Origin of the sequence: Streptomyces diastatochromogenes (assembly GCF_002242805.1) — a bacterium.
Taxonomy (GTDB): Bacteria; Actinomycetota; Actinomycetes; order Streptomycetales; family Streptomycetaceae; genus Streptomyces; species Streptomyces diastatochromogenes.
This window is the reverse complement of the sequence record NZ_MCGQ01000042.1, coordinates 113,657-127,346: the sequence shown is the minus strand read 5'-3', so window position 1 is coordinate 127,346 and position 13,690 is coordinate 113,657. Positions and strand designations below refer to the sequence as shown.

Annotated in this window: 13 protein-coding genes and 1 pseudogene; 9 read left to right on the top strand and 5 right to left on the bottom strand. The window is 68.0% G+C overall.

The annotated features are described in order from the left end of the window. Positions 1-31 precede the first annotated feature (31 nt). The 6 genes from BEK98_RS38350 (at position 32) to BEK98_RS38325 (ending at position 7,410) form a co-directional block, all read left to right on the top strand. The gene (locus BEK98_RS38350; protein WP_244202156.1) at positions 32-1,450 is read left to right on the top strand and encodes an FG-GAP-like repeat-containing protein; all 1,419 of its coding nucleotides are present in this window, start codon (positions 32-34) and stop codon (positions 1,448-1,450) included. A gap of 308 nt (positions 1,451-1,758) precedes the next feature. Further along, positions 1,759-2,040, top strand: a complete 282-nt coding sequence (locus BEK98_RS49240; RefSeq protein WP_167444355.1) for an acyl-CoA dehydrogenase — start codon at positions 1,759-1,761, stop codon at positions 2,038-2,040. Beyond that, complete coding sequence (locus BEK98_RS38345) at positions 2,037-2,870, top strand: SDR family NAD(P)-dependent oxidoreductase (RefSeq protein WP_279635501.1); 834 nt, start codon at positions 2,037-2,039, stop codon at positions 2,868-2,870. Before BEK98_RS49240 ends, BEK98_RS38345 begins: the two co-directional genes overlap by 4 nt. A 555-nt stretch (positions 2,871-3,425) precedes the next feature. After that, on the top strand, positions 3,426-3,779 hold the full coding sequence (locus BEK98_RS38340; protein ID WP_244202155.1) for a hypothetical protein: 354 nt from the start codon (positions 3,426-3,428) through the stop codon (positions 3,777-3,779). Between the two features lie 853 nt (positions 3,780-4,632). Beyond that, complete coding sequence (locus BEK98_RS38330; protein ID WP_244202154.1) at positions 4,633-5,922, top strand: FAD-dependent monooxygenase; 1,290 nt, start codon at positions 4,633-4,635, stop codon at positions 5,920-5,922. Positions 5,923-6,639: 717 nt separating this feature from the next. Next, positions 6,640-7,410: a right-handed parallel beta-helix repeat-containing protein gene (locus BEK98_RS38325; protein WP_143684216.1), complete on the top strand. Its 771-nt coding sequence runs from the start codon at positions 6,640-6,642 to the stop codon at positions 7,408-7,410. Positions 7,411-7,697: 287 nt separating this feature from the next. On the opposite strand, the gene BEK98_RS51020 is transcribed toward BEK98_RS38325, so the two are convergent. Beyond that, entirely contained in the window at positions 7,698-7,826 is a 129-nt protein-coding gene (locus BEK98_RS51020) for a hypothetical protein (protein ID WP_279635500.1), read from the bottom strand. Positions 7,827-8,456: 630 nt separating this feature from the next. Here BEK98_RS51020 and BEK98_RS38315 point away from each other — a divergent pair. Continuing rightward, complete coding sequence (locus tag BEK98_RS38315; protein ID WP_094221371.1) at positions 8,457-9,356, top strand: NADP-dependent oxidoreductase; 900 nt, start codon at positions 8,457-8,459, stop codon at positions 9,354-9,356. Positions 9,357-9,719: 363 nt separating this feature from the next. Here BEK98_RS38315 and BEK98_RS49235 read toward each other — a convergent pair whose 3' ends face one another. The 3 genes from BEK98_RS49235 to BEK98_RS38305 are packed head-to-tail and all read right to left on the bottom strand — an operon-like array spanning position 9,720 to position 10,574. Further along, entirely contained in the window at positions 9,720-9,884 is a 165-nt protein-coding gene (locus BEK98_RS49235; RefSeq protein WP_167444353.1) for a hypothetical protein, read from the bottom strand. After that, positions 9,881-10,114 (bottom strand): hypothetical protein, encoded by a 234-nt coding sequence (locus BEK98_RS38310; protein WP_094221370.1) that lies wholly within the window; start codon positions 10,112-10,114, stop codon positions 9,881-9,883. The genes BEK98_RS49235 and BEK98_RS38310 overlap by 4 nt, the downstream gene beginning before the upstream one ends. Then, the gene (locus BEK98_RS38305) at positions 10,107-10,574 is read right to left on the bottom strand and encodes an Imm50 family immunity protein (protein ID WP_167444352.1); all 468 of its coding nucleotides are present in this window, start codon (positions 10,572-10,574) and stop codon (positions 10,107-10,109) included. The genes BEK98_RS38310 and BEK98_RS38305 overlap by 8 nt, the downstream gene beginning before the upstream one ends. A 199-nt stretch (positions 10,575-10,773) precedes the next feature. Here BEK98_RS38305 and BEK98_RS38300 point away from each other — a divergent pair. Further along, positions 10,774-11,528: pseudogene (locus BEK98_RS38300) on the top strand (transposase); the annotation flags it as partial. Positions 11,529-11,767: 239 nt separating this feature from the next. Next, positions 11,768-12,112 carry a hypothetical protein gene (locus tag BEK98_RS38295; protein ID WP_094221368.1) on the top strand — a complete coding sequence of 115 codons (345 nt, stop codon included), beginning with the start codon at positions 11,768-11,770 and terminating at the stop codon, positions 12,110-12,112. A 29-nt stretch (positions 12,113-12,141) separates the two neighbouring features. On the opposite strand, the gene BEK98_RS48740 is transcribed toward BEK98_RS38295, so the two are convergent. Continuing rightward, complete coding sequence (locus BEK98_RS48740) at positions 12,142-12,522, bottom strand: hypothetical protein (RefSeq protein WP_143684215.1); 381 nt, start codon at positions 12,520-12,522, stop codon at positions 12,142-12,144. Positions 12,523-13,690: the final 1,168 nt, after the last annotated feature.

Here is a 13,690-nt window from a genome sequence, read left to right as displayed (position 1 = left end):
GGGTTTCGTGCGTCGCTCAGTCCGTCTCGCCGTGGCAGCTGCCGTAGCGGCTTCTCTGACCGGCAGTCTGATGGCCGTCTCGGCCGACCGTGCCGTCGCCGCTCCGTCCAAGCTCGCGGACGACTTCAACGGCGACGGATACCGGGACCTGGCCATCGGCATGCCCCAAAAGACGATCAACGGCAAGGAAGCCGCCGGTGCTGTTCTCCTCACCTTCGGCTCCGCCCACGGCCTGACCGGCAAGCACGTCTACATCACCCAGAACTCCACCAACATCCCCGGCACGGCCGGGTATCAGGACTTCTTCGGCAGCAGCCTCGCCAGCGGCGACGTGAACGGCGACGGGTACGCCGACCTGCTGGTCGGCAGCGAAGGAGACACCACCGCCGACACGTCGGGGAACGGCTCGGTGACCGTGCTGTGGGGCGGCACCTCGCCGTTCCGCAGCGGTCTCGCCCTGCCGTCGGGACCGTCGTATCCCTCCCGCCTGTTCGGTGCCGACATCGCCGTGGGTGACTTCACCGGCGACTCCGCCCCGGACATCGCCGTCAGCAGCCAGACATCTCTGCGGCTGTACTCCGGCACGTTCACCCGCACCAAAGCCCCGACCGGGATCGACCTGACCGACCCCGATCTCACCGGCAGCTGGAACCTCGCAGCCGGCGACTTCACCGGCGACGGCAAAGACGAACTGGCCGTCGTCCAGAGCAAGACCAGCCTTGTCTACGGCCAGGAGCCCGGCACCACCGACGCCGACTCCTTCACTGTCCAGGCCCGGCTCGCTGGCGGGGACCGCGTGGCGGCCGGAGACCTCAACGGCGACGGCCGCGACGACCTCGCCATCGCCCTGTACGACCCCCGCCTCCACCCCAACGGCCTGACCGACCCCAGCCACGGCGCCGGCTACGTCACCGTCCGCTACGGCGACCCCGACATCAGCGGCGGCCTCACCCCCACAGGGCACGTCTACCACCAGAACACCGCCGGCATCCCCGGCTCCAACGAGAGCGACGACAACTTCGGCGCGGCCCTGTCCATCGCCGACATCACCGGCGACCACCGCGCCGAACTAGCCATCGGCGTCCCCTACGAGTCCTTCGGCCGGGCCATCAGGGCCGGTGACGTACTGGTGCTGCGCGGAAGTGCCCGCGGGCTGACCACCACCGGAGCGGAACGCTTCTCACAGGACACCCCCGGTATCCCCGGCAGCGCCGAGAACAACGACGTCTTCGGCTCCCAGGTCCGCCTCGCCGACTTCAACCGCGACGGCAAAGCAGACCTCGCCGTCGCCGCCCCCGACGAAGACCCGTACCACAACAAGGGCAGCGGCGCCCTCTGGCAGCTGCGCGGCACCAGCAGCGGACCGAACACCAGCAACGCCAGTGTCTACGGCCCCAAGGATTACGACGTCGCACCCGGCTCCGGCATCGGGGAAACCCTCCTCGGCTGAGGCCTGATCACCACCGGGGTGGCGGCAACCCCCTTACGCAGGCTGGACGACGGCCGAGCAGTGCCTGCACCAGGACGGGCGGGGCGACGTCCTGGGCCCGTCCAGTCCCTCTCGAACAGCGCTGCGGCCATGCCTAGGTGTTCGTCCGGGAGCCGGCCGGAGCGGTGCCTGGTGCCGGCCTCGACCAGCCAAGCGCCGATCTTGACAGCGTCGCCGTTGACGCGGATGGTTCGCAGGCAGCAGGGGCACTCCCTTCCCGTGGACGGTTCAGGGCGTGCGTCGACTTGGATCCCATGGGGTGCCTGGCCGTGACAGTCACCTCGGATGGGTCGCCGTTGTGGCGCGACCGGCAGTTCGTCCTGCTTGGCCCGCACACGGGCGAACTCCTCGCGCACGGCCTGCTCACACCCGAACAGGTACACCAACTCCCGCACGCCCTGGATGCCCTGTACGCCCGGCGCGCCACGGACCTGCTCCTGCTGACCGACGCCTTCGCCATCCCGGAGGCGCTGCTCGACGTACCCGCCGCGTTCCCCGACTTCATCGACCGCTACACCGCCCTTGCCCCCACAGCTGGCGGGCACCCGTGACCCCAGTACCACTGCCCATCGCAACGCCCCGCACGGCCCTGGTCACTGGCGCCAGCCAGGGCGGACTGGCCGTGGCCGAACGCCTGGTTCAGGACGGGGTCCGGGTCGCCCTCAACGGCCGTCAGCCGCAACGCCTCACCGAGGCCGCGAACCGGCTGCGCCGGCAGGGCGGGACGGTCCTGGAACTGCCGTGCGACGCGGGCGAGGCGACTGCGATGGCAGCAGCCGTGGACACCGTCACATCTACCTGGGGCGGGCTCGACCTCGTCGTGGACAACGCGGGGGTGGGCGGACCGAGCGGCCCGACCTGGGAGATCCCCGCCCAGGAATGGTGGAAGGCGCTGGAAGACAACCTCCGCACCACGCTCGTCGGCGCATGCGCCGCCATCCCGGCCATGCTCGCCGGCACCGGAGGACGCATCATCCACATCAGCAGCGAAGCCGGCCACTCCACCTGGCCCTACGTCTCGGCGTACTCCACGGCTAAAGCCGGTGCCATCAAACTCACCGAGAACCTCGCCCGGGAACTGCGCAACCTGCCCGTCACGGTATTCGCCTACCACCCAGGCATCATGGAAACAGGACTCACCCAAGCTGCCCTGACCCACCGAGCGCCGGCCAACCCCTGGAGCCGACGCTACGCCGCCTGGTTCGCCCGGCAGATCGAAAAAGGTAACAGCATCCCCATCACAGCCGCCGTCGACGCCTTGGTGACCCTGGCCTCAGGCCCAGCCGACCATCTGCACGGCCGCTTCCTGACGACCGTCGACATCACCACACTGGCGACCACCATGAGCGAGGACTGCAGCAGCAGACCACCGGGTTCGTAACGGCTCAGCGGCCAGTAGGTCGGCCTGCAGGGGAAGCACGGCTGACGGCGGGCCAACGCGCCGCGGACTCGCAAACTGTCGCGCCCCCAACACTCGCAAACCCACGCGCACCACGAGCCACGGAACCGGGCTCTTCCCTGCAATCACTCGCACACAAGACTGCAGGTCATACCTCTCCTGTGACTGAGCGCCGTACATGACCCCTCTGGCCAACTACACGGCTTGAGCGTCCCGAGGTCTTCACCTGGCGAGCGGGCACCTGGGCCGGAGCCGATGCGGATCTTCGCCTGCTCTGCCGACCCACCCACGGGCACAGGCTGGGGTTCCAGTAGCGTCCGTTCCATGATCGCCCTCGATGCCCTCGTCCGCCTCTGCCCGCCGCCCGTCGACCCACCGCCCGCGGTGGACTGGGCGTAGGCCGAGCACGCGCTGGGTGCGGATCTGCCCGCCGACTACAAGCAGCTCGTCGAGACATACGGCGATGGCATCTTCGACGACACGATCTGGCTGCTCGTCCCCCACTCCGCCTACAGCGACTGCGACCTGCGTGCGCAGATGACGGAACAGGACGAGATCTTGGCCGACCTGTGGGAGGTGGGCGAGGAGAAGCCCGCCGGCCTGCTGGAGGCGGGGGCGCGGGTCCTGCCGTGGGCATTCGAGGAGGGTACGGGGGCCTTCCTGTACTGGCTGGCGCGGCCCGGTCAGCAGCCCGACGAGTGGACCGTGCTCTACAACGAGGGGCGCGGCCCACTGTGGGAGCATCACGACATGGGGTGCTTGGCCTTCCTGCTGGCGGTGCTCACAGGAACGGCGGAAACGGAGTACTTCGGCTACCTCTACGAAGTGCTGAAGCCAACGGAGCACCGCTTCGTGACGGCCGACCAGACCCTCGGAGCGTCGCGGCACTGACGCCGCCCGGTCGCTCTCGGCGACCTGGTTCGCCGCTGGCGCACCGCTATTTGGGACTCTGGAGCACGCCAGGTTCCGAGTGGGGGCTGCGGACGAGTGCGCTCAGTCGGAAGGGTCCAGGTCAGCCGAAAGGTACCGGCGGTATTGGGCCAGGATGCAGGCCAGTGGGATCGCGTTGTGAAGGCGCTCACCGAGCACCGCGAGTGGCTGGCACAGGAGCGGGCCGCCGTCGGCATGGGATGGAAGGAACAGAGGCTGGTCTTCACGTCCCGCATCGGGACCCCGCTGGAGCCGGACAACCTCCGGTGGAGCTGGGACCCGCTCCGAAAACGGCGCGGGCTGGAGAACCGGAATCACGATCTCCGGCACTCGGCCGTCTCGCTCCTGCCGACCTCGGAGTGCCGCCCCACATCGTCCGGCAGATCTTCGGACACACCGACATCGGGGAGACCATGAAGGTCTACGCCCACGCGTCGCTGGACGAGCAGCGGAAGGCGTTGCTGTCCGTTCTCACTGGTCCTTTCAGAGTCTCACCGTGTTGCGCGCAGATCTGGCGAAGTCTCAGGCGGCGCCCTAGCTGACAGCCTGGTTCGCCTCGTTTACACCAGTCTGGGCTGATGTGAGTCTCATCGGGGTTGGCGTTTCTCATCGATGTCTGCCGAGGTCGAGGCGATCATGACCATGCCCGACGCGCGCGCATGCCGAGTTCATGGTGTTTGCGGGAGCGTGGACGCGATTCCGGCCGTACCGATGAGTTTGGTGCGGATCCGCAGTCGATACCCCTGGATCCACTGACAGCGGTGGCCCTGTGCTGAAAACGTTTCAGCGCGGGAGGAAGCATATGGAGACACTGATGAGCGTCGACGACTCCGAGCAGGAGTGCACCATCCGGACCGGCGAGCAGGGGGCCCGGGTGAGCGATCCCAGGGTGTTGGTGGCGGGGGCGAGCATCGCGGGACCCGCGCTGGCCCACTGGCTGCGCCGGCGGGGGGCCGAGGTGACCGTGGTGGAGCGGGCTCCCGAGCTGCGTCCCGGCGGGCAGGCGGTGGACGCGCGCGGGGTCGCCAAGGAGGTCATCGGGCGCATGGGGCTGGACGCGGCGGTCCGCGCGGCGTGCACCGGCACCGCCGGCGCGCACACCGTGGACGCGGACGGGCAGGTGCTGGAGACCTTCCGCGCGGACGACGACGGTGGCGACGGGTTCATCGCGGACATCGAGATCCTGCGCGGGGACCTGTCCCAGGTGCTCTACGACGACACCCGCGACGGCGTCGAGTACCTCTTCGGCGACCGAATCGCCGAGCTCGCCCAGGACGCGGACGGGGTCGACGTGGTCTTCGCGGGCGGCGACCGGCGGCGCTTCGACCTGGTGGTCGGGGCCGACGGGCTGCACTCGGAGCTGCGGGCGATGATCTTCGGGCCGCATGAGCGGTTCCTCCGCCACCTCGGGCACGTGCTGGCCTTCTACAGTGTGCCCAACGAGTTCGGGCTGGACCGCTGGCTGCTCGAGTACCAGGACCAGGAGTCCGGGCGCTCAGCACTTCTGCGACCCATCCAGGACGCCACTCGGGCGATGGCCATGTTCTACTTCGCCTCGGCTGACTTCGACGTCGACTACCGTGACGTCGCGGCCCAGAAGCGCCTGCTGCGTGAGCGGATGGCGGGCCTGGGCTGGCTGGCCCCCGGCATCCTCGCGCACCTGGACGACACCCCGGACTTCTACCTCGACCAGGTCGCCCAGGTGGTGATGGACCGCTGGTCGAGCGGGCGGGTAGGGCTACTCGGGGACGCGGCGTTCAGCTCGTCGCCGATGTCCGGGCAGGGCACCGGGCTGGCACTGGTCGGCGCCTACCTGCTGGCCGGAGAGCTGGCCGCCGCCGAGTGGGAACCCGACACCGGGTTCACCCGCTACGAGGCGCGGATGCGCTCATTCGTCGAGGCCAACCAGGAGATCGGCCGATTGAACGCCCGCAGCCGCGACGTCCCCGGGCCAGACGCCGAGCCGCGCCCCGATTTCGCCAGCGAATGGTTCACCGAGCTGGTCGGGCGCGCGATCAACGGCATCGAGCTGCCCGACTACGCGGGGGCACCGGACTCCGCAGCCCCGGCCGGATCGCCGATCACCTCGTCAGCCAAGCCGTAGGTGTCACATAACGTGTCGAGAGGGACCACGGTTCGGTAGGACACCGCCGGACGACCTCCGCTCATGCCGCATGGTGCGCGTTGGAGCGCCCGTTCGGCGGCCACGCCACGTTCCGATGAGGCGGTGTTGACTCGGAAAACTGACAAGATCGATGAGAATCCACTGCGCGGGGTCTCAGTGGTTCTGACACTTGCCCGGTCGGCGCTCACCGGAACTGACAAGACCATTGAGACATCGCCCCCGCGACGTCCAAGCCCATTGGTCCCCAGCCGGATTGCTCGCCTGTCTTGTCTCAAGGCAGCTGTCAGTGCGCAGCTCGCCGACGTGGCTCCCTGACACGATGGATGAGAACGGACAGTTGCGGAAGCTCGGAGACACGCTGTCGTGAGCCCTGCCGGATGACAGGGGCCGTGCGCTGAGTAGCCCCTGGGGCTTCGACCGGGGGCTACAGCAAGCGCCTTAGTCAGTCTGTACGCCCGCCCGAAGCGCCTGATCGCCCGTGCACAGGTCGGCTGTGGGCCGGACCGGGCATTGTCCCCGCCCGTTCGGGCGATGAGTGGGTCGCCACCGGCGCAGCTACCACCGATGGGGCATCCGTTGTTCTGGGCGCGAGGGTTCACGCCGCCCTGCAAGACGCCGGCGCAAGAAGACAGCGCCACAGGACAACGGACAGGCAGGGCCGATGGTCCTGCGTCAGGCACAGACAGGAGAAGGCGAATGTTGATGCGCGCGGATCGGGCCGTGTGGCGCCGGTGGGCAAAGGCGACGACGGTGATCGCGGGGGCGGGGGCAGTGGCTGTCGGTCTGATCGGCACGAGTCCGGTCGCCGTTGCCCAGCCCACCACGGTGGACTGCAATGCCAACCCCAGCGCCCTGCAGCCCGCGGTCGTCGGCGCCGCTCCAGGGGCTACGCTTCGGGTGAGAGGGACGTGCATCGGTCCTGTCACCCTCGTCAAGGACGTGACCCTGATCGGCCTCAGAGGCGCGATCCTCGACGGCAACCACACCGGCACCACCGTGACCGTTCGCGCAGGCGTCCAAGCGGACCTGCAAAACCTGGTCATCACGCACGGCTCAGCCACCCTGGGCGGCGGCATCGTCAGCGATGGCACGCTGACGCTGACCCGCTCCGCGGTGCAGGACAACACCGCCTTCCGCGGCGGCGGCATTCTCAGCTCCGAGGTGGCGACGCTGACGCTGACCCGCTCCGCGGTGCAGAACAACACCGCGACGGACGGTGGAGGTGGCATCTACAACAGCGGCACGGCGACACTCGACCGCACCACGGTGCAGAACAACAACGCCCCGACTGGCGGCGGCATCCTCAATGACTCCGGCTCGGCGACGCTGACCGGCTCCAGGGTGCTGAACAACACCGCGACCATCAGCGGCGGCGGCATCTTCAACTTCGCGGGCACGGTGACGCTGATCCGTACCACGGTGAGCGGCAACGTCCCCAACCAGTGCACCGGTGTGTCCGGCTGCTGATCACGCCGAATCGTCCGGCCCAGCACCCCTGGCCAAAGCCTCCGGACACGGCACCGGTGACCTCTGCCGACCAGACGAGCAGTTGCACTACCGGTCCAACCGCAATCAGATGATGGTCGTCGGGCTTGGACGGCGATCTAGGACTATCCAGCGTGCCGACACGAAAACACGAGTCCCGCACTCGGTGGGTCAAAGGCGCACCGGCTGCCAGCCAGCGCCGGCGCGCACTCGTTGCTGCCCGCCGCGACTACCTCCGCACGGTGCGGTAGCCGACCGGGAGGCGGTGGTCAGGCCGCCCTCTTCTTGCGGCGGCGCCCGGCCCGGGCGAGCGCGTCGACGAGCTCCTCCCTGCTCATCTTGGGCCGGCCGACGATGCCCTGCTCGGCTGCCCGCTGGTACAGCTCTGCCTTCCTCAACTGTCGCCACTCGGTCTTTGTCCCGCCCCGGCCGCCTCCCGCCGTCGATGCTCGGGCCGCCCTCGGCGGGGCCTTCTTGCCAGCGGCCTTCTTTCGCCGCCTCCGCGGCCGGCTTGCGCACCGTCTTGCGGTCCGCGGTCCTCTTCGGCCGCGCCGCGGACGGCTCCTGCCCTCCACCGCCCCGCGCCTGGTCGAGGCTGCCCTGCAGGCCCTGCGTGTGGGTCGGCGCCAGCCGCCGCACCATCCGGCTGGACCAGCTCAACCGCTGCCTGCGCCAGCTGATCTACACCGGACCGTCAAGTTGCGAGCTGGTCCAGCTCCTCGCCGATCGCCTCACGCAAGGCGTCGTGCTGCCGGCCAAGTGCATACCGCTCGTCGTTCCACCGCTCACCCGGATACAGCCATACGGGCAGATCTATTCCACGATTGGCCCAGTTAGTCACCCTTCAAATGGACCACACGTCCGGTCCACTGGCTGCATAGGCTCGACACCAATGCGGCTGAGACCACAGGCGAGCTCTGTAGGGGATCCCGAGGTCGACACTGGTGCGCGCTTTGGGTTTCCGGCCCGTACCTCCCGGTCGGCCGGGCTGAGTGAGAGGACAAAGATCTACTGTGAAGGCGTGCGGAGTGTCCGGGGCCGAGAAGGAAGTCGCCCTGCTGGAGTTGCCCGAACCGTCATCTCCCGGGCCCGGTCAGATCCTGATGGCGGTTGAGGCGGCCGGGGTCGGCCCGTGGGACGAACTGCTGAACGGCGCTGGCTGGGACGTGGGGCTGCGCCCCCCGGCGGCGCTGGGAGTGGAGGGCGCGGGCAAGGTGCTGGCCGTCGGCTCGGGTGTCACCGGGTTTGCCGTAGGCGACCGGGTGCTCGCACACGAGGCCCCGCTGCCCGGGGGAAGCGGCTTCTGGGCCGAACGCGTTCTGATCAACGCGGATCACGCGGCAGCCTGCCCACCCGGGCTGGACGCCGTGCGCGCGGCGGCGCTGCCGGTCAACGGACTCACCGCGGTGCAGTCCCTGGAGAAGCTGGACCTCAGCCGAGGACAGCGGCTCCTGATCACCAACGGAGGCGGGGCCACCGGAGCCCTGGCCATCCAGCTTGCCGCGGCCAAGGGCATCGCGGTGACCGCGACCGCGTCTGCTGCCGCCGCAGAGCGCCTGCTCGGTCTGGGAGCGATGGAGGTCGTCGACTACCACGACCCGAACTGGTCGGCCAAGGTACGCGGCGGGTTCGACGCGGCCCTGATCATCGCCACCAGCACGGCGGACGCCGCCCTGCCTCTGGTGCGGGACGGCGGCCGACTGTGCTCCCTGACCTCGGACGCGCCTCCGGAGGAACGAGGCATCACGAGTTGGGACCTCTACGTCGAGCCCAACGCCACGCAGCTTGTCCAGCTGGCGGAGCAGGCCGCCGCGGGAACCTTGAAACTCGCACCGGAACCCCTGCCGCTGAGCGAGGGACCGGCTGCGTTCGCCCGGGTGGTGACGGGACGGGCCGGCGGTAAGAAGATCGTGCTCACCCGAGCATGACCCGACCGGGACCGCCCGATCCCGATGCTGGGCCACGGTGCCCGCCAGGCGCGATCGAGAAATCGTCAGGCTGAGGGGGCGACCGAGGAGGTGCTGGCGAGGTTTGCTCACGCCGGGTCTGTACGTGGCTGGGGAGCGATGTCGAGCCGGCTCGCGACAGGCCCTGGGTGTCAGGGACCCGACGGTCCAGGCCTAGCCTCGCCCTTTCATGAGGGGAAGTTACTGATGGGTGATCATGGCTGGGTGTAGCCTCCCTGACCTGCAGCGTTGTCCCATGTTTGGTGCCCCTGTCGAACATCTGCGGCTTTCACCTCGCAGGTGAAGTTCCCGGTACGTCGATCCCCTCTCGACCTGCGAGTGACGTCACTGGAAGCGGCTGGCCAGGCGTCCCACTGGAGACCCGGCGCGGATCTCGGCGGCCTCGAAGGACACGCGCTTGCCCTGGCCGGCGAGCACGACCGTTTTCCCCGCGATGGTGGCGACGGTTGTGGGCCAGCCGGACCACCTATCCACTGCGAAGTTCTTCACGCCGATGCAGACCAGGACGAACTCGACCGCGTTGTGTCCTCGCGCCTGCCATAGATCCGCGCACCGACGGGGACGGCGAAGGCGAAGAACCTCAAGGTGACCGACGTTTCGCGTTCGTCGATGAGAACGGAGGTCAGGTCGTAGTCGCTGAGCGGTGGCGGAGGTGAGCCCAGGACTTCGCGGAGGGTCTCGCGATGGGTCACCTCGGCGGACCAGTCACGGTCAGTCATAGAACGCCTTCGCTGTCGTGGGAGGCAGCACTTGGTGCAGGTGCTGGTCGAGTCGGCTCTCGAACCATCGCCGAGCTGTGTATGGATCCGCGTCGTCGGAGCGGTAGGCGTTGAGATGGCTGGCCCGGATCGTGGCATGCGCGGTGAAGTCCAGCGAAAACCCCGGTCCGCTCACCCCGACCGTGACCCAGTGCCCTTGGTCCTGGACGACGGGTCCGAACTCGATGTCGACCACGGTGCGGTGGGGAACACCCCTCATCCGCAGGTCTTCGCCCACGGCCAGGAACTCGATCTGGACCTCGAACCGGTCGCAGTCGGCTTCGGTCCAAGATGCAGGAGCAAGGTCTGGAAAGCGGGGCAGCTCCACACGCAATTTCACACCGGGGCCGTAGGGACTCAGGTGCACCGATCTGAGAACCAGGTGCTCCAAGGGCGGCAACTCGGTGTAGAGAGCGGTCAACCGCTCGGAGTGGAGCAACAGCTCTGACCATGTGCCGGCTGACATGGGTGGGTCCCTTCACGCTGGGCGCTTCGCGCCCGACGAGGGCAACCGATCCTCGTCCCAGGGACGGTCGGAGAGCAACAAAGAGCACTTGAGCTGGGATGATAGCGCTCGTCTACGGTCCGGTTACATCACCCCCGCACGAGGCACGCTCCAGATGAAGCGCAATGGGTCCTCTCCACGCGTCCCGATATCGGGGGCGGATCGGGAGTGGTCTCGCAGGCCGGATCCGTGCTGCTGGTGGAGACAGTCCGCAAGACCGGCCTGGACCAGGCGATATCGACTGCGTTGGCCCCGTGGCGGAAGCCGCGGAACGTCCACGATCCGGTGACGGTTCTGCTGGATCTCGCGATCGCGCTGGGCAGGGACTGCCTCGCCGACATATCCATGCTGCGGTCCGAGCCGGCCGTGTTGGGGCCGGTCGCTTCCGACCCGACGGTCTCCCGCCTGGTCGCCGCCCTCGCCACCTGCGGTGACAGGGTCTTTGGGGCCATCCGCGCCGCGCGCGCTGAAGTCCGCTCTCGGGTCTGGCGGTTGGCCGGGAAGAGCGCCCCTGACACGGGCAAAGAGGTGATCGTCGATCTGGACGGTGTCCTGGTGATCGCACACTCGGACAAGCAGGACGCGGCTGCGACCTGGAAGAAGACCTACGCTCTTCACCCGCTCACGGGGTTCGTCGACCACGGCCCGGGCGGGACCGGGGAGCCGGTCGCGGCCCTGCTCAGGCCGGGCAACGCGGGCTCGAACACCGCCACCGATCACATCAGTGCCGCCCGCCTAGCCCTGGCCCAGCTCCCCGCAAAGTACCGGCGCGGACGCCGGACCCTGATCCGCACGGACTCCGGCGGCGGCACCCACGAGTTCATGGCGTGGAGACAGCTACTTACACCCAGACGCTACCTTCAACAACCCACCAGCTACTCAACACACCACAGACAACCCCAGCTCCCACCCCCACCACCCCGCCAACCTTCTCAACCAACCAACAACACCCCAGGTCAGACACCACCCCCACACCAAATAACCCCCCTCTAATCGACACCTCGACATCACCCGATTGGGCGTATCCGAATGGCGGTACTACGCCTGGCGACTCTACGGTCGGTTCAGATCTCGGTTCCGAGACAGGTGGCTAGCCAGGGAGGTCAACCATGAACCGACTTCGCACCCTCGCCATCGCGGCCGCGCCCGCGGCACTGCTGATCGGCCTGGCGATCCCGGCTCCCGCCGCACCCGCGCCGAAGGCGCCGACGACGCCGAACGCCAGCTGCTACATCCCGCGGGCTGACCAAGTTCTCACTGCCCAGGAAGGCATCAAGCTCGCCAATGCCTGCACGACTAAGAAGTCTGACCCCTCGTGGCACTGGATGGGCAACTACGGCTCGGTCTACGACGTGGTCAACGTCGCCAACAGCAGGGGCGTCGGCGTCGGCGGGCTGGTAACGATACCGAATGCCAGCGGCGGCGGCCTGATCCCGACGTTCATGTACTACTGAACAGGCGGCTAGGAGCGTCCGCCGGTAGGTCATGAACGCGTCGGAGTGGCGGCATGGCGGGCAGTCTTCTGCTGATCATGGAGTTGCTTACGTTCTGTGATCCTGGGAGCAGACTCATGCCCGTCGTGCCTGCGTCCATCATCGACCCGATCCGCGCCGAGTTCCTGGCCCTGTTGCCGGATCGTGAGGTCGATCACCGGCTTGGGTGCCACAACCCGCCGATCCCAGACGCGATCGTCTTCGGCAAGCTCATCACCGCACTGGGGTTGGGGAAGGGCTACAAGCGGGTGGCGGACGGGATCTGCTTGGCCGCCACGATCCAGCGCCGCCGGGATGAGTGGATCGAGGCCGGTGTAGCTGACGGGCTTGCCGGCAAAGGCAGCATGCCTGTCGACCATGAACAAGGCCATCTGGACTCGCTGTCTGACCGTCGCTGCTTCGGCGGTTGCTGTCGCAGGAGGCATCATGGTCACACCGCTCACAGCGGAGGCAACCCCGCATCAGGCTCCCACCGACTACGTCTGCGTCTACCCCAGCGTCCGCGCCAGGTCAGGTACGACAACGCCCACGCCGCAGAGCGTTGGGCATGAACACTTGCAGCCTCTGCGGCAGGTATTGGACGCTGTTGTCTTTCCGGGCTTGAGGACTGCGTTTCCGCTGGTCAGGCATAGGCTGGTGATCCTGTGGGAGTGGTGACCTGTCGTGTCGCCGTTCCTGTGGAGGTCGTGGATGCCGTCGGTCGTGGGGCTGCTTGAACAGCGCGAGCTCGTTGCTCGGCGTCGGGTGAACGAGCGGTCGGCCGGACCGGGGCCCACTCCGCGTCCGTCATGTCCGACGGATACCGCCGAACACGTTCCGGGTGATCGGCCGCATTCCCGAACCGGTGAGCGACACAATCACACGTTGCTGCAGCCGAGTTGAACCCCACCGGCGCGAACACGTACAACTGCGGCAACAGGGTCTCCTGGATCTCGGTTGGCTTCGCAACCCCGAGCTACCAAGCGGCCATGTACTCATGCCCGCAGCCAGCTTCGATCACCCGATCGAGACTCCCGTTCGACGCGCACACCTCAAGATCGGAACGACAACAGCTACTGAGGTGAGACGCCTCAGTTCCTGCTCTGACCTGACGAGTCGGCCTGCGTTGTAGGCAACCGTCGCGCGGGCCCGGAAAAACGAACCGCCGCTGCCCTCGAACGCCACCAGGAATCGGTCGGCCTCGCCGGGCGGCAGCACCTGAGAGATCCGGTCAGCCCGGAAGTCATCTCTGTCCGTCACCGAGTCGCCCGCCACGTGGCGCGGCAGGACAATGGACTCGGACCCGGCGGCAGCGCATCCGTGCCAAAAGGAGCACCATGCCGGATCAGCCATACATCATTCCTACGGACAGCTCGACCGCACGGAGTCCGGCGACGTCGTCGCGGCGGCCCACACCGACAGAACGAATGTCATCCATTGGCCGTCGCGGATCTGAGCGAGATGAACCAGACGCCCGCGGCGACTTCGTCGGCGCAGAGAAGGATCCCGGCGGCGTCGATCCGAGTCTGAGGAGAGGCCGGATCTACAGACGGCGTTCAA